General features: G+C 62.9%; 18 protein-coding genes. 9 read left to right on the top strand and 9 right to left on the bottom strand.

All coding sequences use genetic code 11. The annotated features are described in order from the left end of the window. Positions 1-31: 31 nt before the first annotated feature. The 3 genes from CDO35_RS04570 to CDO35_RS04560 form a co-directional block, all read right to left on the bottom strand. Complete coding sequence (locus CDO35_RS04570; RefSeq protein WP_099522771.1) at positions 32-1,777, bottom strand: potassium/proton antiporter; 1,746 nt, start codon at positions 1,775-1,777, stop codon at positions 32-34. Between the two features lie 162 nt (positions 1,778-1,939). After that, positions 1,940-3,745: an acyl-CoA dehydrogenase gene (locus CDO35_RS04565; protein ID WP_099522977.1), complete on the bottom strand. Its 1,806-nt coding sequence runs from the start codon at positions 3,743-3,745 to the stop codon at positions 1,940-1,942. A gap of 184 nt (positions 3,746-3,929) precedes the next feature. Further along, positions 3,930-4,970 carry an NAD(P)H-dependent flavin oxidoreductase gene (locus tag CDO35_RS04560; RefSeq protein WP_099522770.1) on the bottom strand — a complete coding sequence of 347 codons (1,041 nt, stop codon included), beginning with the start codon at positions 4,968-4,970 and terminating at the stop codon, positions 3,930-3,932. Between the two features lie 122 nt (positions 4,971-5,092). Here CDO35_RS04560 and CDO35_RS04555 point away from each other — a divergent pair, with 122 nt between their 5' ends. After that, positions 5,093-5,941: a 23S rRNA (adenine(2030)-N(6))-methyltransferase RlmJ gene (locus CDO35_RS04555; RefSeq protein WP_099522769.1), complete on the top strand. Its 849-nt coding sequence runs from the start codon at positions 5,093-5,095 to the stop codon at positions 5,939-5,941. Positions 5,942-6,019: 78 nt separating this feature from the next. Here CDO35_RS04555 and CDO35_RS04550 read toward each other — a convergent pair whose 3' ends face one another. From CDO35_RS04550 to CDO35_RS04535, 4 genes are all read right to left on the bottom strand, one after another. Beyond that, on the bottom strand, positions 6,020-7,273 hold the full coding sequence (locus CDO35_RS04550) for an HD-GYP domain-containing protein (RefSeq protein WP_099522768.1): 1,254 nt from the start codon (positions 7,271-7,273) through the stop codon (positions 6,020-6,022). 70 nt (positions 7,274-7,343) lie between these two features. Continuing rightward, positions 7,344-7,541, bottom strand: a complete 198-nt coding sequence (locus tag CDO35_RS04545) for a putative motility protein (protein WP_061238377.1) — start codon at positions 7,539-7,541, stop codon at positions 7,344-7,346. A gap of 16 nt (positions 7,542-7,557) precedes the next feature. Then, entirely contained in the window at positions 7,558-8,211 is a 654-nt protein-coding gene (gene msrA, locus CDO35_RS04540) for a peptide-methionine (S)-S-oxide reductase MsrA (protein WP_099522767.1), read from the bottom strand. Between the two features lie 50 nt (positions 8,212-8,261). Continuing rightward, a complete protein-coding gene (locus CDO35_RS04535; protein WP_099522976.1) occupies positions 8,262-10,982 on the bottom strand; it encodes a putative bifunctional diguanylate cyclase/phosphodiesterase in 2,721 nt (906 codons plus the stop codon). Between the two features lie 165 nt (positions 10,983-11,147). Between CDO35_RS04535 and CDO35_RS04530 the strand changes: the two genes are divergently transcribed. After that, positions 11,148-11,654 (top strand): hypothetical protein, encoded by a 507-nt coding sequence (locus CDO35_RS04530; RefSeq protein WP_099522766.1) that lies wholly within the window; start codon positions 11,148-11,150, stop codon positions 11,652-11,654. 125 nt (positions 11,655-11,779) lie between these two features. On the opposite strand, the gene aceF is transcribed toward CDO35_RS04530, so the two are convergent. Then, positions 11,780-13,756 (bottom strand): dihydrolipoyllysine-residue acetyltransferase, encoded by a 1,977-nt coding sequence (gene aceF, locus CDO35_RS04525; protein WP_099522765.1) that lies wholly within the window; start codon positions 13,754-13,756, stop codon positions 11,780-11,782. Positions 13,757-13,767: 11 nt separating this feature from the next. After that, positions 13,768-16,413, bottom strand: coding sequence for a pyruvate dehydrogenase (acetyl-transferring), homodimeric type (aceE, locus tag CDO35_RS04520; RefSeq protein ID WP_099522764.1), 2,646 nt, complete (start codon positions 16,411-16,413; stop codon positions 13,768-13,770). A 271-nt stretch (positions 16,414-16,684) separates the two neighbouring features. Here aceE and glnE point away from each other — a divergent pair, with 271 nt between their 5' ends. The 7 genes from glnE to CDO35_RS04485 all read left to right on the top strand — a co-directional run bounded on the left by glnE (position 16,685) and on the right by CDO35_RS04485 (position 25,649). Then, the gene (gene glnE, locus CDO35_RS04515; RefSeq protein ID WP_099522763.1) at positions 16,685-19,627 is read left to right on the top strand and encodes a bifunctional [glutamate--ammonia ligase]-adenylyl-L-tyrosine phosphorylase/[glutamate--ammonia-ligase] adenylyltransferase; all 2,943 of its coding nucleotides are present in this window, start codon (positions 16,685-16,687) and stop codon (positions 19,625-19,627) included. 64 nt (positions 19,628-19,691) lie between these two features. Beyond that, on the top strand, positions 19,692-20,615 hold the full coding sequence (locus CDO35_RS04510; protein WP_099522762.1) for a branched-chain amino acid transaminase: 924 nt from the start codon (positions 19,692-19,694) through the stop codon (positions 20,613-20,615). Between the two features lie 60 nt (positions 20,616-20,675). After that, complete coding sequence (gene waaF, locus CDO35_RS04505; RefSeq protein ID WP_099522761.1) at positions 20,676-21,719, top strand: lipopolysaccharide heptosyltransferase II; 1,044 nt, start codon at positions 20,676-20,678, stop codon at positions 21,717-21,719. A gap of 1 nt (position 21,720) precedes the next feature. Beyond that, a complete protein-coding gene (gene rfaC, locus CDO35_RS04500; RefSeq protein WP_099522760.1) occupies positions 21,721-22,725 on the top strand; it encodes a lipopolysaccharide heptosyltransferase RfaC in 1,005 nt (334 codons plus the stop codon). 9 nt (positions 22,726-22,734) lie between these two features. Beyond that, positions 22,735-23,859, top strand: coding sequence for a glycosyltransferase family 4 protein (locus tag CDO35_RS04495; protein ID WP_099522759.1), 1,125 nt, complete (start codon positions 22,735-22,737; stop codon positions 23,857-23,859). Next, positions 23,856-24,662, top strand: a complete 807-nt coding sequence (gene rfaP / locus CDO35_RS04490) for a lipopolysaccharide core heptose(I) kinase RfaP (protein ID WP_099522758.1) — start codon at positions 23,856-23,858, stop codon at positions 24,660-24,662. The genes CDO35_RS04495 and rfaP overlap by 4 nt, the downstream gene beginning before the upstream one ends. Then, positions 24,663-25,649: a glycosyltransferase family 9 protein gene (locus CDO35_RS04485; RefSeq protein WP_099522757.1), complete on the top strand. Its 987-nt coding sequence runs from the start codon at positions 24,663-24,665 to the stop codon at positions 25,647-25,649. It begins immediately after the preceding gene. The last annotated feature ends 2 nt before the right edge of the window (positions 25,650-25,651 follow it).

The raw sequence follows: 25,651 nt of genomic DNA, 5'->3' as shown, positions 1-25,651 counted from the left end.
AGAGTATCAGCAGGTAGTTTTCAACAGCCTGCTAGAAGTGCAGCCCTGGGCCAGGGCGTGTGCCCTCGGGGAATCTGACGCCGACTTTGCGCACCTTGTTCCCTTCCATGGCGGCAACCGTCCAGGTCAGGCCCTGCCACTCCACCTGGTCGCCGACTACCGGCTCGCCGCCGATTTCGTGGGCGATGAAGCGGCCCAACGGCTGATTGCCCTCCAGTTCGTCGAGCTTCAGGCCGTAGAGTGCGGCGACTGCGCTTAGCTCGGCGTCGCCCTCCAGTACGAAATCACCGAAGAAGCGCAGGTCCTGGCCTCGTTTCGGCGCCTGGCTGAACAGCTTGCCGAGGGCAGGCAGATCGTGTTCGTGACCGATCACGCAGAGCAGGTCACCTGCTTGCAGGCGCGTACTACCCGACGGGTGGAGCAGCTCGCGGCCTCGGAACAGTGCGGCGATACGGGTGCCTTCTGGCATGTTCAGCTCACGCAGGGCGGCGCCGATGCACCATTTTTCTGCGCCCAGGCGATAGACGAACAGCTCCCACTGGCTGGTCGGGTGCACTTCCAGGCCGGCGCGTGACACCGGTGCGGGCTCTGGCGGTACGGTCACGCGCATCAGCTTGGCGGCCAGCGGCAGGCTGGTGCCCTGCAGCAGCAGAGAGATGATCACGATGAAGAACGCCACGTTGAAGAACAGCTGCGCGTTGGGCAGGCCGGCCATCAGCGGGAACACCGCGAGGATGATGGGCACGGCGCCGCGCAGGCCAACCCAGGCGATGAATATCCGCTCGCGGTCGTGGAAGGCACGAAACGGCAGCAGGCCGAGGAAGATCGACAGTGGCCGCGCGAAGAGAATCATCCACAGAGCCAAAGCCAGCGCCGGCAGTGCGATGGGCAGCAGCTCGTGCGGCGTGACCAGCAAGCCGAGAACCAGGAACATGCCGATCTGCGCGAGCCAGGTCAGGCCGTCGAGCATATGCAGGATGCCGTGGCGCGAGCGGATTGGCCGGTTGCCCAGCAGCAGGCCACACAGGTAGATGGCCAGGATGCCGCTGCCGCCGACGGCGGTGGTGATAGCGAAGATGATCAGGCCGCCGCTGACTACCAGCAGCGGATAAAGGCCGGTGGCCAGTTCCATGCGGTTGATCAGTTTGAGCAGCAGCCAGCCGCCACCCAAGCCCAGCAGCGCGCCGAGGCCAAACTGCTGTACCAATTGAATCGGCAGGTCCCAACTGAAGCCGGTTTGGCCGCTGGCGAGCATGGCGATCAGGGTAACGGTGAGGAATACCGCCATCGGGTCGTTGCTACCGGACTCGATTTCCAGCGTAGAGCTGACCCGCTCATTGAGGCCGCGTCCACCGAGCAGGGAGAATACTGCCGCCGCATCGGTGGAGCCGACGATGGCGCCGATCAGCAAGCCTTCCAGCAGCGTCAGGTTGAACAGCCAGGTAGCAGCCAGGCCGGTAAGCCCCGCGGTGATCACCACACCCACCGTCGCCAATGACAGGGATGGCCACAAAGCCACGCGGAAACTGGAGACCCGTGTGCGCATGCCGCCGTCGAGCAGGATGATCGCCAGCGCCAGGTTACCGACCAGATAGGCGAGGGGATAATTGTTGAAGATGATGCCGCCGGGGCCGTCGGTGCCGGCAAGCATGCCGACGCCAAGGAAGATCACCAGGATGGGAATGCCAAAGCGCGACCCGAACGCGCTGACCAGAATGCTGGCTGCTACCAGCATTGCGCCGATCAAGAACAGATTATTGATGGCGCTGGCATCCAATGGCGCGTACTCCTGGCTGGGTCATCGGGGGCGCCGCTATGCATGGCGCGTGCCAGGGATTCTAACCGTAGCCTTCGTACCGCTGTCAAAAAGGTTATTACATTTTTCTAACGCGCCCCGAGGCGCCCTGTCGCAAGACGCCTCGGAGCGCACTCGCCGACCTCAGAACCAGGCGTCCTGCATGCCCAGGCAGGTGTCGTCGCGGGCCTCGAGAATACTCAGGTCGTGGTGGCAACTCGGCACTTCCCAGGTCAGGAAGTAACGCGCCGCCTGCAACTTGCCGCGATAGAAATCCTGCTCCTCGGCATTGTTGCTGCTGACCAGGCCCTGCTCGGCACGGATCGCCTGCTCCAGCCAGCGCCAGCCGATCACCGTATGACCGAACACCTTAAGGTAAAGCGCCGAGTTGGCCAGCCCCTGGTTGACCTTGCCGCTCATCAGATCGCCGAGCAGGGCCAGAGTCACCGCCTGCAGCCGCGCCATCAGTTGTTCCAGCGGCTGGCGCAGGGCAGTGAGCGATTCATGCTCGCTGGCACGCTGGCAGCAGTCGTTGATCAGCTTGAGCAGTTGCTTGAGAGCGGCACCGCCGTTCTGCGAGACCTTGCGCCCGAGCAGGTCGAGCGACTGGATGCCATGCGTGCCTTCGTGGATCGGATTGAGGCGGTTATCGCGGTAATACTGCTCCACCGGGTATTCGCGGGTATAACCGTGGCCGCCGAGAATCTGGATCGCCAGTTCGTTGGCCTTGAGGCAGAACTCCGATGGCCAGGATTTGACGATGGGCGTGAGCAGGTCGAGCAGTTCCAGTGCGCGGCTGCGCTCTTCGGCGGTTTCCAGGGTATGGGTGTCATCGAACAGCCGTGCGGCGTACAGGCCGAGGTCGAAGGCACCTTCGACGTAGGCTTTCTGGGTCAGCAGCATGCGTCGCACGTCAGCGTGTTCAACGATGGAAATCTGCGGGCTGCTCGGGTCCTTGCCGTCCGGCTGGCGGCCTTGCGGGCGGTTACGCGCGTAGTCCAGCGAATACAGGTAGCCGGCGTAGCCAAGCATGATTGCGCCCATGCCGACGCCAATGCGCGCCTCGTTCATCATCTGGAACATGTAGGACAGGCCCGCATGCGGTTTGCCCACCAGATAGCCGACGCACTCGCCGTTGTCGCCGAAGTTCAGCGCCGTGGACGTGGTGCCGCGCCAGCCCATCTTGTGGAACAGCCCAGCCAGGGTCACGTCGTTGCGTGCGCCGAGACTGCCGTCGTCATTGACGTGGAACTTGGGCACCAGAAACAGGCTGATGCCTTTGACCCCGGGCGGTGCGTCCGGCAATTTGGCCAGCACCATGTGCACGATGTTTTCGGAGATCGGCTGGTCGCCGCCGGAGATAAAGATCTTGTTGCCTTTGATCCGATAGCTGCCGTCGGCATGCGGTTCGGCGCGGGTTCTGATGTCCGATAGCGACGAGCCGGCGTGCGGCTCGGTCAGCGCCATGGTGCCGAAGAAGCGGCCGTCGATGATCGGCTGCAGGTAGCGGGATTTCTGCTCCTCGTTGCCGAAGGCTTCGATCAGGTTGGCCACCCCCATGGTCAGCATCGAGTAGGAGCTGGTGGCGATATTGGCCGACTGGAAATGCGCGAAGCAGGCCTGTGACAGCAGGTTGGGCAACTGCATGCCGCCATGCTCGAAGTCGCGGGTGGCGTTGAGGAAGCCTGCTTCGTGGAAAGCACGCAGCGCCGGCTCGATCTCGGGAATCAGCACCGCGCCGCCGTCGACGTACTGCGGCTCGTGTTCGTCGTTCTTGCGGTTGTGCGGGGCGAACAGCTCTTCGGCAATGCCGCGCGCGGTGCTGATCGCCGCGTCGAAGGTCTCGCGGTTGTGATCGGCGAAGCGCGGACGCTGGGTCAGGGCTTCGGCGTCGAGCACCTCATAGAGTTCGAACGCCAGGTTGCGGGAGCTGAGCAGGGTCTCGGACATGGAACGGGCCTCCAGATGATCGTCCGAGTCTAGGCAGTCTGCCTCCTGACTGCCCAGCATCATCATTGGCGGTGATAAAGCGCTACATCGTCTCGCCAGTACCCCTCCCATAGGAGCGGCTTCAGCCGCGATTCAGCCTCTAGAATGGCGGGTTGCACCCGCCTTACTAGGGCATACCAGGCTGTCAGGCGAAGCCTCGCGCCAGCTCGCGGGTCAGTTCGGCCGCCGGCATTGGCCGGCAGTTGGCGATATTCTGCCCGGCCCAGAGCGGCGAAAAATCCCCGTTGCCCTGCGCCTCGGCCGCCGCCCTTAATGGAGCGATGGCGGCCGTGGCCAGTGGGAACGCTGGCGCCTGCGAGCTGAGCTGCCCCAGCTCGCGCATCAGGCGATTGACGATACCGCGCGCGGGGCGACCGCTGAACAGGTTGGTCAGCGCCGTATGGCGCGCCGCCGGGCTCTGCAGGGCGGCGCGGTGGATGGCGCTGGTGTTGGCCTCGGGGCACAGCAGATAGGCGCTGCCGATCTGCACGCCGGCTGCGCCTAGTGCCATCGCCGCGGCCACGCCTCGTGCATCGCTGATGCCGCCGGCAGCTATCACTGGCAACGACAGGGCATCGACCAGTTGCGGCAGCAGGGCGAAGGTGCCGAGCTGGCGGCTAAGGTCGAAATCAAGAAAATGCCCGCGATGGCCACCTGCTTCCAGGCCCTGAGCGATCACCGCATCAACGCCCCGTTCCTGTAACCACAGCGCTTCGTCCAGGTTGGTGGCGCTGGAGAGAATCTTCGCCCCGCTGCTGCGGACGCGCTCTAGCAGGTCCGGTTGTGGCAGGCCGAAGTGGAAGCTCACAACCGCAGGGCGGAACTCTTCCACCAGTGCGGCCGCTTCATCGTTGAAGGGCAGGCGGCCCGGCCCGCTGGCGATGCTTGCCGGGTTCACGCCCAGCTCGTCATAGTAGGGCGCCAGCGCTTCGCGCCAGCCAGCCTCGCGGGTCGCGTCCGGCTCGGGCGGCACATGGCTGAAGAAGTTGAGGTTGAACGGCCGCTCGGTCAGCTCGCGCATCGCCTGCAGTTCCTGGCGCAGGACGGCAGGCGTGAGCATCGCGCAGGGAATCGAGCCGAGGCCGCCGGCCTGGCACACGGCGGCTGCCAGGCGATGATCCTGCGAACCGGCCATCGGCGCCTGGATCAGGGGAAGTTCGCTACCGAGCAGCTTTTGCAGGGGCATGGCGGGGTTCTCGCTGTCCATGGAAGAGCGGGCAGACTAGGCCGTGAAGGTGCAGTGGAGCAAGCCACGATGCGAGTGGCCAGCGGCCTGTTAAACTGCGCGCCTGATTCGAGGACTGATCCATGAACTACCGCCACGCCTTCCATGCCGGCAACCACGCCGATGTACTCAAGCACCTGGTGCTGACTCGCCTGATCGGCCTGCTGTCGAAGAAAGAGGCACCGTTCGCCTACCTCGACAGCCACGCAGGACTCGGCCTTTACGATCTGCAAGGTGATCAGGCCAGCCGCACCGGCGAGTACCTGGAAGGCATCGGTCGTCTTTGGCAGGCTACGCAGTTACCGGATGCGGTAGAGGCCTACCTAGAGGTGGTGCGGGCGATGAACCTGGATGGCGAGCTGCGCTATTACCCTGGCTCGCCCGAACTGGCGAGGCTGCTCAGCCGTGAGCAGGATCACCTGCAGCTCAACGAAAAACATCCCGAGGACGGCCGCCTGCTCAAGGACAACATGCGTGGCGACCGCCGCGTTGCCGTGCACCTGGGCGAAGGTTGGCACGTACCACGGGCGCTGATGCCGACCCGCGAAAAACGCGTGCTGCTGCTGATCGATCCGCCGTTCGAGCAGACTGACGAGCTGCAGCGCTGTGTCGAGGCCTTGAACGAAGCGCACGGGCGCATGCGCCAGGCCATCGTCGCGATCTGGTACCCGATCAAGGATGAGCGTCAATTGGCGCGTTTCTATCGCGATCTGAGCAAGAGCGCCGCGCCCAAGCTGCTGCGTGCCGAGCTTTACGTGCACGCGCCGGACGATGCCACGCGCCTGAGTGGTTCAGGTCTGGTGATCAGCAACCCGCCATGGGGGCTGGAGGACGAACTCAAGCAGCTGCTGCCCTGGCTGGCAGACGCACTTGGCCAGAGTCAGGGCGGCTGGCGCCTGGACTGGCTGATCGAGGAAAAGTCGGCCGGTTGAGCGAGCGGGGCGGTGCGCATGGCGCACCCTACGGCTACGCAGCTGTAACCTGGAGACAACGTCGTCGCTGACGGCTGCTCAACCCGGCTTGTGATTGGGCTCGATGTGGTAGCTCAGGTTGCGCCGCGGGCTGAGGTATTCCAGCACCTCCAGCGGTAGTTGCGAGGGGCGCAGGCTGCGGGCGATGGCGAGTTTCGGCTCCTGGGCGAGGTCCACGATCAATGCTTCCTGCTTGGGAATGTCGGCGTCGTAAATAATCAGCGTCGGCTTCAGTGCCTGAGTCGGGTTCATGCCCAGCACCAGCGCATAACGCTCATCGTCCAGTTGCACCAGGCTGCCCGGCGGGTAGATGCCCATCACGCGAACGAAGGCCTTCAGCATCACTTCGTCGAAGTGTTCGCGCTGCTGCTTGAACATCAATGCCAGGGCCTCGTGCGGGCTCAGCGCCTGGCGTAGGTCGAGGGGGTTGCATAGGCCGTCGAAGTGATTGGTGATGGCCACCAGGCGACTCAGGCGGCCGATCGCTGCTTCGCGCAGGCCACGCGGATAGCCGCTGCCGTCACAGTGCTCGTGATGTTCATGAATGATGCGCAGCACCTCATCATCGAGCATCAGCTTCTGCCCCATGCGTAGGCCGAAATCGGTGTGCATATGCAGCAATTGCTGCTCCGGGCGGGTGAGTGGCTCGGGCTTGAGTAGCACCTTGCTCGGCACTTCCAGCTTGCCGATGTCGTGCAGCAGCGCGCCGAGTCCGATGCTGTGGCAGGCCTCGCTGTCGAGGCCGAGCTGGCGCCCGAGCAGCAGAGACAGCACGGTGACGTTGAGGGCGTGGAAGTAGCTGTCCTCGGCGGCCTTGCCGGTGATGCTGTGGAGTACGACGCCAGGAGCCCCGAGCAGCGTTTCGACCATTTCGCCGACGATGGCGCCGGCCTGCCGCATGGCATCTTCCGGGCGGCTGCGCAGGGTCTGGTTGAGCGTCTTGATGCGTTGGCTGGCTTCGATGAAGCGGCGGTCCACCTCGGCCAGACGGCTGCGCAAGTGGCGCAGCTTCTGTGCGCGCTCCTGACGCTCCTGGGCTTGCGGGTCGACGGGCGCTGCGATGGGAGCGGGCGCCGGTATGTCTGCGACGAGCTCCAGGGGCGGGCAGTCGCTGCGTGCCGGGTCATAGCGCAGTTGCTTCAGATTGAGGGCATGCAAGGCGCGAATCTGTGCCTCGTCCTTGATCTTGAAATTGCTGAAGGCGAAATCATGCTCCCACCAGCTCAGGTCCAGATGAACGTAGAGGCCGACGCAGAGCTGATCAGGCGTGATGGTGGGCAGAGTGGCGGGCATGCCGAGCTCGTCGAAAGATGGCTAATTGCCCGCAGTTTAGTCCGGCTGATGGCCTGACGGTATCAGTTGTTCAGGCCATCACGTCGATGCTGTTGCCCAGGTTGGGCGGATTGCTGGGGGCGCTGGCCGGTGCAGCCGACTGCACCAGCCCGGTGATGTTGGCTGCCTGCAGCTCCAGCGTCTTGCGCAGCAGCAGAAGCGACATCTGCGCGGAGATCTGCGCCGATGCCTGGCTCGATACCTGACTGGAAATGCTGCTCAGCTCCACGACCCGTTACCCGTGCTCAAGACTCAGGGGGTAGACATACGCCTGTTCCGCCAAGGCCGCAATAGCCGCCCGGATTCTTCGCGAGGTATTGCTGATGATAGGTCTCGGCGTAATAGAAGGTTGGCGCCTCGGCGATTTCCGTGGTGATGTGGCCCATTCCGGCCTTGTCCAGCTCTGCCTGGAAGCGTGCCTGGCTGGTTTTGGCGGCTCTCAGTTGCGCCTCGTCCTGGCAGTAGATCGCCGAGCGGTACTGGGTGCCCTGGTCGTTGCCCTGGCGCATGCCCTGGGTCGGGTTGTGCACTTCCCAGAACACTTTGAGCAGCGCTTCGAAGCTGGTTTGCTGCGGGTCGAACACGACCAGCACCACTTCGGTGTGTCCGGTCAGGCCGGAGCAGACCTCCTCGTAGGTGGGGTTGGGCGTGAGGCCGCCGGCATAGCCGACCGCCGTGCTGAACACACCGGGTTGCTGCCAGAAGCGGCGTTCTGCCCCCCAGAAACAGCCCAGACCGAACACCGCCTGCTGCAGGCCGGCAGGGAAGGGCGCCTTGATCGGATTACCGTTGACATAGTGGGTGTCGGCTACCGGCAGCGGCTCGGCGCGGCCGGGTAGCGCCTGCTCGGCAGTCGGCAGGACATTCTTGTTAACGAGAATCTGGGAACGCAGAACCATGGCGGTCTCCTCGAAATGGGTCAATGGTGGACTACGCGCGACGCGGCGTATTACGTCCGTTGGTCGGTCTGGCGACTGGCGTCGGTCTGTGGTCGGCAGGGGTAGCGGCGCAGGCTGACGATCAGTTCGCGGCCGGAAATCGGTTTGTCGAACAGGTAGCCCTGGCCGACGTCGCATTGCTGGCGGCGCAGGAACGCGAGCTGGGCGCCGGTCTCGATGCCTTCGGCCACGACCTTGAGCTTGAGGTTGTGGGCCATGGCGATGACTGCCGAGGTGATCTCCATGTCGTCCTGGTTGTCCGGGATGTCTTTGATGAAGCTGCGATCGATCTTGATCACGTCGATGGGGAATTTCTTCAGGTAGCTGAGCGACGAATAGCCCGTGCCGAAGTCGTCCATGGCCAGGGTCAGGCCCAGGCTCTTGAGACGACCCAGTTGGTGGCGGGTGTCGTCGGTGGCTTCCAGTAGCAGGCTTTCGGTGAGTTCCAGTTCCAGCAACCTGGGGTCGAGCTGTTCTTCATGCAGGATGGCGGCGATGGAGCCGACCAGATCCGGGTCGGAGAACTGTTTGGGCGACAGATTGATCGCCACCTGCAGTTGACCCAGGCCAATGGCGGCGATCTGCTTGCTCATGCGGCAGGCCTGGCGCACCACCCACTTGCCGATGGGGATGATCAGGCCGGTTTCCTCGGCAACGCCGATGAATTGATCCGGGCGAATCATGCCCTTCTCCGGATGCTGCCAGCGCAGCAGCGCCTCCATGCCCAGCAATTGCCCGCTTCTGAGGCAGAGTTTGGGTTGGTAGAAGACTTCCAGCTCGTTCTGAGTCAGCGCGCGGCGCAGGTTGTTCTCGACGAACAGCTTGTAGTTGGCCTCGGCGTTCAGCGCTTCGGTGAACAACTGCACCTGATGTTTGCCGTTGGCCTTGGCTTTGTGCAGGGCGAGACCGGCGTGCTTCATCAGGGTCTGCGGGTCGTCACCGTGTTCCGGGGCGATGGCCAAGCCCACCGAGCCGGTGATGCTGATCAACTGGTTATCGACGAACAGCGGCTTGTCCAGGGTTTGCAGTACCTGATGAGCGACGCGCAGGCCCGCGTCCTGATCGCAACCGTCGAGCAGGATGGCGAATTCATTGCTGGCGAAGCGTGCCAGGGTGCCCTTGGCACCAAGACTGTTGCGCAGGCGCCGAGCTAAGGCCGAGAGCAGCTTATCGCCAGTCTGGTGGCCGAGGCTGTCGTTGATCCGCTTGAAGTTGTCGATGTCCACCAGCAGCAGCCCGAGCGACTGAATATTGCGGGCGAAGCGCTCTTCAAGGCTGCGGATGAACGACGGGCGATTGCCCAGGTTGGTCAGGTTATCGGTATAGGCCAGGCGTTCGATGCGCTGCTGCGCCAGCTTGGCCTCGGTAATGTCTTCGTAGATGCCGATGTAGTGAGTCAGTTCGCCATCGTCGCCATACACCTTGGAGATCGACAGATGGCCCCAGTACGGCTCCTGATTCTTGCGCCGACTGCGGAATTCGCCTTGCCAGCTGCTGTGCTCGGCCAGGCTGGACTGGGCGTCGAACAACAGGTCGCTAAGATTGGCCATGGCCGGTAGCTCGGACAGGCGGTGACCGCAGACTTCGTCGCTGCTGTAGAGGGTGATGGCGGTGAAACTGGGGTTGACGTATTCCACCCGGCCGTCGCGGTCGACCAGAAGAAAGGCGCTGGCGCTCTGCTCGACGGCGCGCTGGAACAGATACAGCGCGTGGGTGGCGGAGCGCTTCTCCTGATTGACCAACACCTGGGCGAACTGGTCGGCCAACTCGCCGGCGAAGGCAATCTCGTCGGCCTGCCAGAAACGTTTGGGGCCGATATGTTCGAGGCAGAGCACGCCCACCACTTCACCTTCGATGCGGATACTGGCATCCAGCATCGAGGTGATGCCCAGCGGTTGCAGGTAACCGGGGGCCAGCTCGCGGGTGCGCAGGTCATGCTGGGCATCGTGGGCGTCGATCGCTCGACCGCTTTGCAGGGCCTCCAGGTAGTGCGGGAAATGATGCGCATCGATCGAGGGCAGTTGCTCGTGTCGGTTCAGGTCGCGGCGGTACAGCGACACCGAATCGAGGCTATTGCCGCCCAGATGCCAGATTCCGGCCCGGGCCACACCGTAAACCTCGCAGGCCGCCTGGGTGATGAGTTCGGCGGCTTCCTGGCGCGGATCGCTGGAGACATAGCGTTGGCGTGCCAGGCGCACGATCAGTTGCTGCTGAGTATGCGAGCGTGCCAGATGCTGCAGATGGTCGTTCTGGGTGCGCTGATATTGCTGCAGCGAGCTACGCAGCTGCTGATTCTGCGTGTGCAGCTCCTGTTCGGCAGGGGCGTAGTGGTCGAGGCTTTCATCGGCTACCAGCAGATAGCCGCGCAGCAACTGGCGGTTGCGCTGTTTGAAGGGTTCGCCCATCTCCAGCAGGGTCAGCGCACCGTGCGGTGTGTGCAGGGTGTAGCGCACCAGATAATGCGGGCCTTGCAGCAGTTGCTGCTGGATGGCGTCGTGCAGACGGTAGCGCGCCTCGGGCTCCATCAGACAGGCGTAGGGGGCATCCACCAGCGCGCAGAGATCGCTGGCACTGATACCCAGCCGGCGTTCACAGGCCGGGTCGAGAAACAGCAGGGCCCAGCTCGGCTCGTTCAAGCGCTCGAAACGCAACATGCCGAGCCGCGAGGGCACTGGCAACTGCGTCACAACCTCGGCTGCCGAGCGTGTGCTGGCATCGGGATGGCTTTTCATTGGGCGTTGGGCTTCCAGTATGCTGACCAGGCGAGGCATCCGTTCTCGGTACAAGGCCGCTGCGTCAGAAGACGCATTGGCGTGGACGGAGGCTAGGGCTCAGGCCTACTTCACTATAGCGTTCGGCAAGGGTGCATCATGCAAGCGAGACTGACAAGAAAACTCATGGCCATGGTGCTTGGCGGAGCACTTTTTACGGCCATGCCCGCAGTTGCCGGCGCCGAGGACGCGGCGACATTGCGGGGCGACGAGCAGGCGGCTTATCTGGACGGGCTCAAGCGTCTTTATCTGGCCGATAACGAGCGCAATGCGTTGCTCGCGCACAGCAACGCATTGCTGGAAACCTACGCCCTGCGCGCTGGCTATCAGGTTGGCCAGGCGCAACGGCAGGATCTGCTGTACCGCTTCAATGTCGGTAATGCCGGTGAGCTTGTCCTGCGTGAGGAGAGTCGTGGTGCGCAGGGCACCGCCATCTCGGTGCGCAATCAGCGTGTTCCGGTATTCGGTATTGATCCGTTCATCCGCTACGAATGTCCGACCGGTGGTATCCGTTGCGTGTTGTTCAACCCGGCCGACGGCAGCCCGTTGCTGAGCATCGTGCGTGATCACCAGGGCGCCGGTGAGTTGGCCAAGGCACTGAGCTTTCTGATTCGCAACGTGCAGAAGGGCTGAACAAGAGCGCTCAGCAGCTCTCGGCGTCCTCGTCGCGAGCGGAGGTTTCAGGCAGACGACAGGCAAAAAAAACCCCGCCTAAGCAGACGGGGTTGAGGATGCGAGCGTGGCGTGCTCGAAACGATTTACAGCAGGATGGTGCGGATATCGGCCAGCAGCTGCGACAGACGCTGAGTGAAGCGTGCGGCGGCAGCGCCGTTGATCACCCGATGGTCGTAGGACAGCGACAGCGGCAGCATCAGCTTGGGCTGGAAGGCCTTGCCATCCCAGACCGGCTGGATGGTGGCTTTGCTGACACCGAGAATCGCCACTTCCGGCGCATTGACGATCGGCGTGAAGCCGGTGCCGCCAATGTGGCCGAGACTGGAGATGGTGAAGCAAGCGCCCTGCATGTCGTCAGCCGACAGTTTCTTGCTGCGCGCTTTCTCCGCCAGAGCGGCAGCCTCAGCCGCAAGCTGCAGCAGGCTCTTCTGATCGACGTTCTTGATCACCGGCACCAGCAGGCCGTCCGGCGTATCGACGGCGAAGCCGACATGCACGTACTTCTTGCGGATGATCGCCTTACCGCTCGGGGCCAGCGAACTGTTGAAGTCCGGCAGCTCCTTGAGCAGGTGGGCGCAGGCCTTGAGCAGCAGCGGCAGCACGGTCAGCTTGACGCCGGCCTTTTCCGCCACGGCCTTCTGCGCGACGCGGAAGGCTTCCAGGTCGGTGATGTCGGCCGAGTCGAACTGGGTCACGTGCGGCACGTTGAGCCAGCTGCGGTGCAGGTTGGCAGCGCCGACCTGCATCAGGCGGGTCATCGCCACTTCTTCGATTTCGCCGAACTTGCTGAAGTCCACGGTCGGGATCGGCGGGATGCCGGCGCCGCCAGTGGCAGCGGCTGCAGTCGCCTGCGGTGCGGCCTTGGCCTTGTGCATCATCGCCTTGACGTACACCTGTACGTCTTCCTTGAGGATGCGACCTTTCGGGCCGGTACCGGCGATATCCGCCAGTTCCACACCGAAGTCACGGGCCAGCTGACGCACGGCAGGGCCGGCATGCACCTTGGCGCCATCGCGCTTGGGCGCATTGGCGACTTCGGCAGCAGCAGCCGACAGCGAGGCGATGGCGCGTACTTCAGCAGCCACTTCCGGTGCGGCACCTTCCGGTACGCGGTGCACTTGCTGACTGGCTTGCGCCGGCGCGGCGGCCGGTGCTGCACCCGCTACCTTGAGCTTGAGAATCAGATCGCCGGTGCCGACTTCGGCGTCCAGCTTGACCAGCACTTCTTCCACCACGCCGGCAGCCGGCGAGGGGATTTCCATGGAGGCCTTGTCGGACTCCAGGGTAATCAGCGACTGGTCGGCTTCGATGCTGTCGCCGGCCTTGACCATGACCTCGATGACCTTGACCTTGCCGTCGGTGCCGATATCCGGCACGTGCACGTCCTGCACGCTGCTGCCGGTTGGCGCGGCGGCAGGGGGCGGTGCAGCAGCGGGAGCAGCTTCTGCCTTCGGCGCGGCCGATTGAGCCGGTGCTGCAGTTGGGGCAGCGCCTGCCACTTTCAGCTTGAGGATCAGGTCGCCGGTGCCGACTTCGGCGTCCAGCTTGACCAGCACTTCTTCCACCACGCCGGCAGCCGGCGAGGGGATTTCCATGGAGGCCTTGTCGGACTCCAGGGTAATCAGCGACTGGTCGGCTTCGATGGTGTCACCCACCTTGACCATGACTTCGATGACCTTGACCTTGCCATCGGTGCCGATATCCGGGACGTGCACATCCTGCACGCTGCTGCTGGTCGCAGCAGCGGCAGGAGCCGCCGCCGGAGCGGCTGCTTTGGGCGCTTCGGCAGGTGCGGCTTCGGCTTTCGGCGCAGGCGCCGCTTCGGCGGCCCCTTCAACTTCCAGTACCAGCAGCTCGTCGCCTTCTTTCAGGCGGTCACCGATCTTGACCTTCAGTTCCTTGATCACGCCGGCTTTGGGCGAGGGCACTTCCATGGAGGCCTTGTCGGACTCCAGGGTCAGTACGCTCTGGTCGGCTTCGACACGGTCGCCGACCTTCACCAGCAGTTCAATCACCTCGCCTTCACCGCCGAGGTCGGGTACGCGAATCAATTCACTCATCGCTACGCTCCTTAGCAGTCCAGGGGGTTGGCTTTGTCGGCATCGATACCGAACTTGGTGATGGCGTCAGCCAGCACCTTGGCTTCGATTTCGCCACGGTCTACCAGGGCTTCCAGCGCGGCGAGCACGACCCAGTTGCGATCCACTTCGAAGAAGTGGCGCAGCTGCTTGCGGCTGTCGCTGCGGCCGAAGCCGTCGGTGCCCAGAACCTTGTACTCCTTGCTCGGAACCCACTGACGAACCTGCTCGGCGAACAGTTTCATGTAGTCGGTCGAGGCGATGACCGGGCCCTTGCGGCCGCCCAGGCACTGCTCGATGTAGGTCTGCTTGGGCTTCTGACCCGGATGCAGGCGGTTGCTGCGCTCCACGGCCAGGCCGTCGCGACGCAGTTCGTTGAAGCTGGTGACGCTCCACACATCGGCGCCGATGTTGAACTCGTCGCGCAGGATCTTCGCCGCCTCGACGACTTCACGCAGGATGGTGCCGGAACCCAGCAGTTGCACGTGGTGCGCGGCTTCCTTCTTGTCCTCTTCGAGCAGGTACATGCCCTTGATGATGCCGTCTTCCACGCCTTGCGGCATGGCCGGCTGCTGGTATGACTCGTTCATCACGGTGATGTAGTAGAAGATGTCCTGCTGCTCTTCGGCCATCTGGCGAATGCCTTCGCGGATGATCACCGCGAGCTCGTAGCCGTAGGTCGGGTCATAGGTGCGGCAGTTGGGGATGGTTGCTGCCAGCATGTGGCTGTGACCGTCTTCGTGCTGCAGGCCTTCACCGTTGAGGGTAGTACGGCCGGCGGTACCGCCGATCAGGAAACCACGGGTGCGGCTGTCGCCAGCGGCCCAGGCCAGGTCACCGATACGCTGGAAGCCGAACATCGAGTAGAAGATGTAGAACGGCAGCATCGGCTGGTTGTGGCAGGAGTACGAGGTACCGGCGGCGATGAAGGAGCTCATGGCGCCGGCTTCGTTGATGCCTTCCTCGAGGATCTGACCTTTCTTGTCCTCTTTGTAGAACATCACCTGGTCTTTATCGACCGGCTCGTACAGCTGACCGACCGAGGAGTAGATGCCGAGCTGACGGAACATGCCTTCCATACCGAAGGTGCGGGCTTCGTCCGGGATGATCGGAACGATGCGCTGGCCGAGTTCCTTGTCCTTGACCAACTGCGCGAGGATGCGCACGAAAGCCATGGTGGTGGAGATTTCGCGGTCGCCCGAGCCGTCGAGGATGGCCTTGAGGGTATCCAGCGGCGGGGTCGGGATGCTGAAGCTCTGCTGGCGACGCTGAGGTACGAAACCGCCCAGCGCGTTGCGGCGCTCGTGCAGGTACTTGTACTCGGGGCTGCCCGGCTCCGGGCGCACGAACGGCAGGTTTTCCAGGTCTTCGTCCTTGACCGGGATATCGAAGCGGTCGCGGAACTGACGCAGGCTGTCGACATCGACCTTCTTGGTGTTGTGCGCGGTGTTCTTCGCTTCACCGGCGCCGGTACCGTAGCCCTTGATGGTCTTGGCCAGGATCACGGTCGGCTGGCCGCTGTGGTTCACGGCCTGGTGATAGGCCGCGTAGACTTTGTACGGGTCGTGGCCGCCACGGTTGAGCTTCCAGATCTCGTCGTCGGAGAGATCCTTGACCATCTCCTTGAGTTCCGGGGTGTTGAAGAAGTTTTCGCGAACGTAGGCGCCATCTTTGGCCTTGTAGTTCTGGTATTCACCGTCGACCACTTCGTCCATGCGACGCTGCAGGGCGCCGTCCTTGTCCTTGGCGAACAGCGGATCCCAGAAGCGACCCCAGACCACCTTGTTGACGTTCCACTGGGCACCGCGGAATACGCCTTCGAGCTCCTGAATGATCTTGCCGTTGCCGCGAACCGGGCCGTCGAGGCGCTGCAGGTTGCAGTTGATGACGAAGATCAGGTTGTCCAGCTTCTCGCGGCCAGCCAGGGAGATAGCACCGAGGGATTCTGGCTCGTCGCACTCGCCGTCGCCCATGAAGCACCAGACCTTCTGCTTGCCGGCCGGGATGAAACCGCGCGCTTCCAGGTACTTCATGAAGCGCGCCTGGTAGATCGCCTGGATCGGGCCCAGACCCATGGATACGGTCGGGAACTGCCAGAAGTCCGGCATCAGCCAGGGGTGCGGGTAGGACGACAGACCTTTGCCGTCCACTTCGCGACGGAAGTTTTTCATCTGGTCTTCGCTGACGCGACCTTCCATGAAGGCGCGGGCGTAGACGCCAGGGCTGGCGTGGCCCTGATAGAACACCAGGTCGCCACCGTGTTCTTCGGTCGGGGCCTGGAAGAAGTAGTTGAAACCGATGTCATACAGCGTCGCGGAAGAGGCGAAGCTGGAGATGTGGCCGCCCAGATCCGGGTCGTCCAGGTTGGTGCGCATCACCATGGCCAGGGCGTTCCAGCGCACCAGCGAGCGGATACGGCGCTCCATGAACAGGTCGCCGGGCATGCGAGCTTCATGGGTTACCGGGATGCTGTTGCGGTAAGGCGTGGTGATCGCGTAGGGCAGTTGCGCACCGCTGCGGGTGGCCAACTCGCCCAGACGGGTCATCAGGTAATGGGCACGGTCTTCACCCTCACGGTCGAGGACGGATTCAAGGGCGTCCAGCCATTCCTGGGTTTCGATCGGATCGAGGTCTTGCATGGCTTGCTCCAGGGCGGAAAGGCTTCCAGAATCGGAGGCCAGTTGGGTCTCACCGGCTTTTTGGGCGGGCGAGTTGAAATTCTTGGATTTACCGGGGGTAGGACCGGCCGCTTGTAGTTTTACTACATTTCGACGACGGATTCAGCCCTCTGGATACAATTCTTTCGTAGTAAAACTACAATCCGCGGCACCGCCGGCCGCGCGTGCCCCGCTGGAGCGGGGCTGCGGGCGATTGCACCGTGCGTCCGGCAGTCCGCCAAAAGGATAGACCATGAGCCTGCCGTTGCTGGTCGAGTTGCCCCCTTCCCTTATTCCCCTGGCCGAACGTGCCGAGCAGTCACTGCAAACCGCCTTGGTCGAGCACGAAGCGCTGGCTGAACGTGTTGCTGGCTGGCCGCAACAGCGCCGCGATGCCTGGCGGCAGGTTTCGGCGCTGAGCGATTTCGTCGCCGAACAGGCGCAGCGTGATCCGCAGATGTTCGTCGCCCTGGCGGAATCTGGTGAGCTGGAACGCAGTCTGGCGCCGGGCGAGTTGCGCCAGCAACTGGAAGTGCAACTGAACGAATGCGCCGATGAGGATGCCCTCGGGCGCTGTCTGCGACGCTTTCGCAATCGCCAGCAACTGCGCATTATCTGGCGCGACTTCAGTCGCCAGGCGGCGCTTGGTGAAACCTGTCGCGACTTGTCCGATCTTGCCGATGCCTGCATCGATCTGGCCTATCACTGGCTCTACCCGCGCCATTGCACGCAGTTCGGTACGCCCGTAGGGCGGCGCAGCGGCCAGCCGCAGCACATGGTCATCCTTGGCATGGGCAAGCTGGGCGCGCACGAGCTGAATCTTTCCTCTGATATCGATCTGATCTTCGGCTACCCGGAAGGGGGTGAGACCGAAGGCGTGAAGCGCCCGCTGGATAATCAGGAGTTCTTCATTCGTCTGGGGCAGAGGCTGATCAAGGCGCTGGATGCGATCACCGTCGATGGTTTCGTGTTCCGTACCGACATGCGTTTGCGCCCGTATGGATCGAGCGGCGCGCTGGTGTTCAGCTTCAATGCACTGGAGCAGTACTACCAGGATCAGGGCCGAGACTGGGAGCGCTACGCCATGATCAAGGCGCGCGTGGTTGGTGGTGATCAGGCTGCGGGTGCCGAGCTACTGGAAATGCTGCGGCCCTTCGTCTATCGCCGCTATCTGGATTTCTCCGCCATCGAGGCGCTGCGCGCGATGAAGCTGCTGATTCAGCAGGAAGTACGGCGCAAGGGCATGAGCGAGAACATCAAGCTCGGTGCCGGTGGTATTCGCGAGATCGAGTTCATCGCCCAGGCGTTTCAGTTGATCCACGGTGGGCGCGACCTCAGCCTGCAACAGCGACCGCTTCTCAAGGTGCTCACCACGCTGGAGGGGCAGGGCTATCTGCCGCCAGCGGTGGTCGCGGAGATGAAGGAAGGCTACGAGTTCCTCCGTTATGCCGAGCACGCCCTGCAGGGCATTGGTGATCGGCAGACGCAGATGCTGCCGGCCGACCCGCAGGATCAGGCGCGAGTCGCTGCGATCATGGGTTTCGCTGACTGGGCGAGTTTTCATGAGCGCCTGATGCATTGGCGTGGCCGCATCGAATGGCATTTCCAGCAGGTGATCGCCGACCCTGACGAAGACGAATCGGATGCTGGCGAGGCCAGCATCGGCGCTGAGTGGCTGCCGCTTTGGCAGGGTGCGCTGGACGAAGAGGCGGCCGCGCAGCAACTGCTGGAGGCCGGTTTCGTTGACGCCGTGGCCGCTTGCCGACGTCTCGCCGATTTGCGCAACGGTCCACAGGTGCGCGCCATGCAGCGCCTGGGGCGTGAGCGTCTGGATGCCTTCATTCCGCGTCTGCTGGCGCAGACCGTCGAGCACGACAAGCCGGATCTGGTGCTGGAACGGGTGCTGCCGCTGGTGGAAAAGGTCGCACGGCGTTCGGCCTATCTGGTGTTGCTGAGCGAAAACCCGGGGGCGCTGGAACGGCTGATCAGTCTTTGCGCGGGTAGCCCGTGGATCGCCGAGCAGATTGCCCGCTATCCGCTGTTGCTCGACGAGTTGCTCAACGAAGGGCGGCTATATTCGCCGCCGCTGGCGCCGGAGCTGGCGGCCGAGCTGCGCGAGCGGCTGATCCGTATTCCCGAGGAAGACCTGGAGCAGCAGATGGAGGCGCTGCGTCACTTCAAGCTGGCTCACAGCCTGCGCGTGGCCGCATCGGAAATCGCCGGCACGCTGCCCTTGATGAAGGTGTCGGACTATCTGACCTGGCTGGCCGAGGCGATTCTCGATCAGGTGCTGGCGCTGGCCTGGCAGCATACGGTGCAGCGTCATGGCCGGCCGTATCGTGCCGACGGCACGCCGTGCGATCCGGATTTCATCATTGTCGGTTACGGCAAGGTCGGCGGCCTGGAGTTCGGCCATGGCTCGGACCTGGATCTGGTGTTCATCCATGACGGTGACCCGCAGGCCGAAACCGATGGCGCCAAGCCCATCGATGGTGCGCAGTTCTTCACCCGTCTGGGCCAGCGCATTATTCATTTGTTGACCACCCAGACCACCTCTGGTGCGTTGTATGAGGTCGATATGCGCCTGCGACCATCGGGCGCAGCCGGGCTGCTGGTCAGCTCGCTGGGCGCCTTTAAGCGTTATCAGGAAACCGAGGCCTGGACCTGGGAACATCAGGCGCTGGTGCGCGCACGGGTGCTGGTGGGATGTTCGCGCCTGGCTGGCGAATTCGCTCGCGTGCGCGCCGAGGTGCTCGGTCGCCAGCGCGATATCGAGGCGCTGCGTGTCGAGGTCAGCGAGATGCGCGCGAAGATGCGTGACAACCTTGGCAACAAAAATACCGCGGCCGGAACGGCGCCGAATGCCTTCGAGGCCACGTCCTCCTTCGATCTGAAGCAGGACGCCGGTGGTATCGTCGATATCGAATTTATGGTGCAATACGCGGCTCTGGCCTGGTCGTGGCAACACCCGCAGCTACTCGAGTTCACCGATAACATTCGCATTCTGGAAGGTCTGGAACGGGTGGGTTTGATGGGCGTCGAGGATGCCGCCTTGCTGCGCGAGGTCTACAAGATCTATCGCTCGGCCGCTCATCGCCAGGCGCTGCAGAAGCAGCCTGGGGTGGTGCCGGGTGATCAGTTTCAGGATGAGCGCCGCGCCGTGATGCGCCTGTGGCGTGAGCTGGGACTGAGTTGAATGACGGGGGCTGCGGCCCCACCTAATTGTTCGAACCGTGAAGCGAATTTGAGGAGCAGGCAAGATGTCGATGTCCGACCGTGATGGCGTGATCTGGTACGACGGCAAACTGGTGCCGTGGCGCGAAGCCAACACCCATGTGCTGACCCACACCCTGCACTACGGCATGGGCGTGTTCGAAGGCGTACGTGCCTACAACACCCCGGACGGCACTGCGATCTTCCGTCTGCAGGCGCACACCGACCGTCTGTTCGACTCTGCGCACATCTTCAACATGCAGATCCCTTTCACCAAGGAAGAGATCAACGAAGCCCAGCGCGCCGCCGTGCGTGAGAACGGCCTGGAAAGCGCCTACCTGCGCCCGATGGTGTTCTTCGGTAGCGAAGGCATGGGCCTGCGCGCCGCTGGCCTGAAGGTGCATGTGATCGTCGCTGCCTGGCACTGGGGCGCCTACATGGGTGAAGAAGCGCTGGAAGCCGGCATCAAGGTGCGCACCAGCTCCTACACCCGCCACCACGTCAACATCGCCATGACCCGCGCCAAGGCCAACGGCAACTACATCAACTCGATGCTGGCCCTGCAGGAAGCCATATCCGGTGGCGCCGACGAAGCAATGCTGCTGGATCCGGAAGGCTACGTGGCCGAAGGCTCGGGCGAGAACATCTTCCTGGTCAAGGACGGCGTGGTGTACACCCCGGAAGTGACCTCCTGCCTCAACGGCATCACCCGCAGCACCATCCTGACCCTGGCTGAAGAGCATGGCATCAAGGTGGTCGAGAAGCGCATCACTCGCGATGAGGTGTATATCGCCGACGAGGCTTTCTTCACCGGTACTGCCGCTGAAGTCACGCCGATCCGCGAAGTGGATGGCCGCAAGATCGGCGCTGGTCGCCGTGGCCCGGTCACCGAGAAGCTGCAGAAAGCTTATTTCGATCTGGTCACCGGCAAGACCAGTGGCCACGCCGAATGGCGTACGCTGATCAAATAAGCGATTGCTCGAAGGCTCGACGGGGAGGCGAAAGCCTCCCCGGTCGTTTCTGGAAAGAATATGAAGATACTGATCGTTGGGCCAAGCTGGGTAGGCGACATGGTGATGGCGCAGACGCTGTTCCAGTGCCTGAAGCAGCGCCATCCCGAGTGCGAGATCGACGTGCTGGCGCCGGACTGGAGCCGGCCAATCCTTGAGCGTATGCCCGAGGTGCGCGCCGCGCTGAGCCTGCCGCTGGGCCACGGCGTGCTCGACCTAGCCACGCGTCGACGCATCGGCAAGTCGCTGGTCGGCCAGTACGACCAGGCGATCCTGTTACCTAACTCGCTCAAGTCCGCCTTGGTGCCCTGGTTCGCCGGCATCCCCAAGCGCACCGGCTGGAAGGGCGAGATGCGTTATGGTCTGCTCAACGATATCCGCACGCTGGATAAAGACCGCTATCCGTTGATGATCGAGCGCTTCATGGCGCTGGCCCATGAGCCAGGTGCTGCGTTGCCGCAACCTTATCCGCAGCCGCGTTTGCAGATTGATGAGTTCAGCCGTGAAGCGGCCCTGAGCAAGTTCGGTCTGCCACTGGATCGTCCGGTACTGGCGCTGTGCCCAGGTGCGGAGTTCGGTGAGGCCAAGCGCTGGCCGGCCGAACATTACGCCAAGGTGGCCGAGATCAAGATCCGCGAGGGTTGGCAGGTCTGGCTGTTCGGCTCGAAGAACGATCATGCCGTCGGCGAAGACATTCGCATGCGCCTGATTCCAGGGCTGCGTGAGGAAGTCAGCAACCTGTCAGGGCAGACCAGCCTGGCTGAGGCCATCGACCTGATGTCGGCCGCCACTGCCGTGGTGTCCAACGATTCCGGCCTGATGCACGTGGCAGCGGCGCTGAACCGTCCACTAGTGGCGGTCTATGGTTCCACGTCGCCAGGTTTCACCCCGCCGCTGGCTGATCGCGTCGAGATTGTTCGCCTGGGGTTGGAGTGCAGCCCTTGTTTCGAGCGTACCTGCCGCTATGGCCACTACAACTGCCTACGCGAACTCAAGCCGCGCCCGGTGATCGAGGCGCTGGATCGGCTGGTCGGCGAAACCTTGACCCTGGTCGAGGGCGACTGATTTGCGGGTTCTGATCATCAAGACCTCATCGCTGGGCGACGTGGTGCATACCCTGCCGGCGTTGACCGACGCGGCTCGCGCCATTCCCGGCATCCGCTTCGACTGGGTGGTGGAAGAAGGCTTTGCCGAGATTCCCGCCTGGCATCCGACAGTGTCCCAGGTGATTCCGGTGGCCATTCGCCGTTGGCGCAAGCATCCGCTGCGCACCTGGAAGAGCGGTGAGTGGGCGCGTTTCAAGCAGCGCCTGCGCGACACCCGCTACGATCTGGTGATCGATGCCCAGGGCCTGCTCAAGAGTGCCTGGCTGACGCGTTATGTGTCGGCGCCGGTGGCCGGGCTCGATCGTGACTCGGCACGTGAGCCCCTGGCCAGTCGTTTCTACGACCGCCGCTACGCGGTGGCCAAGGATCAACATGCGCTGGAGCGTGTGCGCCAGTTGTTCGCCAAGGCGCTCGGTTACACGCTGCCGTCCGGCACCGGTGACTACGGTCTTAACCGTGCGGCGATGATGGATGCCGCAGCGCAGCCGTACTTGGTGTTCCTGCATGGCACCACCTGGGCCAGCAAGCACTGGCCGGAAGCCGATTGGCGTGCGCTGGCCGAGCGCATGGACGAGCTGGGCTGGGCCGTGCGCCTGCCCTGGGGCAACGAGACCGAGAAGGCGCGTGCCGAACGCATCGCCGCCGGCCTCACGCATGCCGCCGTGCTGCCGAAGCTGAACCTGGCCGGCGTGGCCAAGGTGATTGCCGGTGCCAGCGCCTGCGTCTCTGTCGACACCGGCCTAGGCCACCTGGCCGCTGCGCTAGATGTACCCAATATTTCGCTGTATGGCCCGACGTTGCCCGGCAAGGTGGGCGCCTACGGTCGTAGCCAGATTCACCTGTGTGCCAGTGGCCCGGGCGCCGGCAGCGGTGACCGTGACAAGCCTTGCTTCGATGGCCTCGGCGCCGAGCGTGTCGGCCTGGAACTGGAGGCGCTGCTGCTCGCGCCTCCCGGCACCTTTTAAGGAGCGGCTATGCAACTGGCCTTCGTTCTCTACAAATACTTCCCCTTCGGTGGGCTGCAGCGCGATTTCATGCGCATCGCCCTGGAATGCCAGGCGCGTGGCCACGCCATTCGCGTCTATACACCGATCTGGGAAGGGGAAAACCCCGGCGGCTTCGATGTGCGCGTGGCACCGGTGCGTGCGCTGTTCAATCATCGCCGCAACGAGAAATTCAGCGCCTGGCTGCAGGCTGACCTGAAGCGCGACCCGGTCGATCGGGTGATAGGTTTCAACAAGATGCCGGGCCTGGATGTTTATTACGCTGCCGACGGCTGTTTCGAGGACAAGGCGCAGACCCTGCGTAACCCGATCTATCGTCGCTGGGGGCGCTACAAGCACTTCGCCGAGTACGAGCGCGCGGTGTTCGCGCCGGAGTCGAAGACCGAGATTCTGATGATCTCCGAAGTGCAGCAGCCGCTGTTCATCAAGCACTACAAGACCCCGCTGCAGCGCTTCCACTTGTTGCCGCCCGGCATCGCCCAGGATCGCCGCGCGCCGGCCAATGCCGCCGACATCCGTGCCGAGTTCCGCCGTGAGTTCAAGCTGGCTGACGACGACCTGCTGCTGGTGCAGATCGGCTCCGGTTTCAAGACCAAGGGTCTGGATCGCAGCCTCAAGGCACTGGCCTCGTTGCCGCGTGAGTTGCGTAAGCGTGCGCGGCTGATCGCCATCGGCCAGGACGATCCCAAGCCCTTCCTGCTGCAGATCAAGGCGCTGGGTTTGTCCGATCAGGTGCAGATCCTCAAGGGCCGCAGCGACATCCCGCGTTTTCTGCTCGGCGCTGACCTGCTGATCCATCCGGCCTACAACGAGAACACCGGCACCGTGCTGCTGGAGGCTCTGGTGTCCGGCCTGCCGGTGCTGGTCACCGATGTCTGCGGCTACGCGCATTACATCGCCGAGGCCGACTGCGGCCGCGTGCTGCCCAGCCCCTTCGAGCAGGAACAGCTCAATCGTACCTTGGCCGACATGCTGGCCGATCCGAAGCAGCGCGGCTTCTGGGGGCGTAATGGCCTGGCCTATGCCGACAGCGCTGACCTGTACTCGATGCCGAAGAAGGCCGCTGATGTGATCCTCGCGGAGAGACGCGCGTGAAGCTGATTCTTGCCGAGCCCTTCAAGCGCCTGTGGGCGGGCCGCGATGCTTTCGATGCTGTCGAAGCGCTGCAGGGGCAGGTCTACCGTGAGCTGGAAGGCCGCCGCACCTTGCGCACCGAAGTCGACGGGCGTGGCTATTTCGTCAAGATCCACCGTGGCATTGGCTGGGGCGAGATCGTCAAGAACCTGCTCACGGCCAAGGCTCCGGTGCTCGGTGCAGCGCAGGAGTGGCAGGCGATCCAGCGTCTGACCGAAGCTGGGGTGCCAACCATGACCGCTGTTGCCTACGGCGAGCGCGGCAGTAACCCGGCGAGCCAGCACTCGTTCATCGTCACCGAAGAGCTGGCTCCGACCGTCGATTTGGAACAACTCAGCCTCAACTGGGCGCTGCAACCACCCAAGCCGGCGCTCAAGTGGGCGCTGATCGAGCGAGTCGCGCGGATGACCGGTGACATGCACCGCGCCGGGGTCAATCACCGCGACTGCTATATCTGCCACTTCCTGCTGCACACCGACCGGCCGATCCAGGCCAATGATTTGCGCCTGTCGGTGATCGACCTGCACCGCGCCCAGGTGCGAGACGCAGTGCCACGCCGCTGGCGTGACAAGGACCTGGCCGCCCTGTACTTCTCGACGTTGGATATCGGCCTGACTCGCCGTGACAAGCTGCGCTTTCTGTGCACCTACTTCCAGCGCCCGCTGCGCCAAGTGCTGCGCGAGGAGGCGAGCCTGCTGACCTGGCTGGAGCGCAAGGCAGCGAAACTGTATGAGCGTAAACAACGTTATGGAGGTCGACTGTAAATGTCGGGAGAGAAGACATTTATCCGTGCGGGGATGAAAGTGGCGGTGGTGTCGTGCTCGGCTCTGGGAGACACAACCTTGTTTCTACGCCTTGCTTGGCGTCTGCAGGCCGCTGGTGCTCAGGTCACGGTCGTCTCTGCTTCTTTGTCGGCCGTGCGCGAGTATTTACCAGGCCTAGAGATCATTGGAGAGACGCAGCCAGATGTTGCTGCGCTGGCTGAAAGCAATGATCTGGTGATTTGCTACATCGACTGGTTGATCAAGGCGTCTCAAGCCGGAGTTGAACTGTTGTCATTGAGCAATGTTGCTTACTTATCTGGTAAAAAGCTTCCGGCCAGATTTCAGCTCGATCAACGTTCCGTGTTAATTGATGGGGTTCTAATTCCCGCTGCCCACAATGTCATTTGCCGCGATCCGAAAGCTGGAAAAACCATGGTGCAGTGGATCGATCTCTATGCCGAGGAAGTACTGGGGCTTGATCCGACGGCTCCTCTGATGGGGTTTCAATTCTTGCCCACTGTGGCTGGTGATGCTGGATTTCGTATCGCGATTTTCCCAACTACGCCGCATGCCAAAAAAAATTATTCGAGTCGTGGCTATCGGCGTCTGGCTCGGAGTTTGGTTGCTAAGGGGTGGCAGGTCGAGTTTGTTGGCACCCCTGCCGAAAAGGATGTATTGCAAGCGCAGTATGAGGGTTTCACCGTACATGCTTTCACCGACTTGAAGGGACTGGTGGATTTTCTCTGTAGCTGCTCCATCGTGATCAGCAATGATTCGGGTGGCGGACATTTGGGGTCGTTATTGGGGCTGCGAACCTTCACCATCACTCGACGTCGTTTGGACTTTACTTGGCGGCCTGGTTTCAATTCTCTCAATAGGGTTATTAATCCGCTGTTCACCTTCAAGTGGATGGGAAAAACTGTTTGGCGACCGTTTATTCCATTGAACCGCGTTTTACGGGAAATTCCCACGGTGGTGAGGCGATAACC

The organism is Pseudomonas sediminis, assembly GCF_002741105.1.
GTDB classification, from domain to species: Bacteria; Pseudomonadota; Gammaproteobacteria; order Pseudomonadales; family Pseudomonadaceae; genus Aquipseudomonas; species Aquipseudomonas sediminis.
The sequence above is the reverse complement of the archived record's forward strand: the minus strand, read 5'-3'. Positions and strand labels throughout refer to the sequence as shown.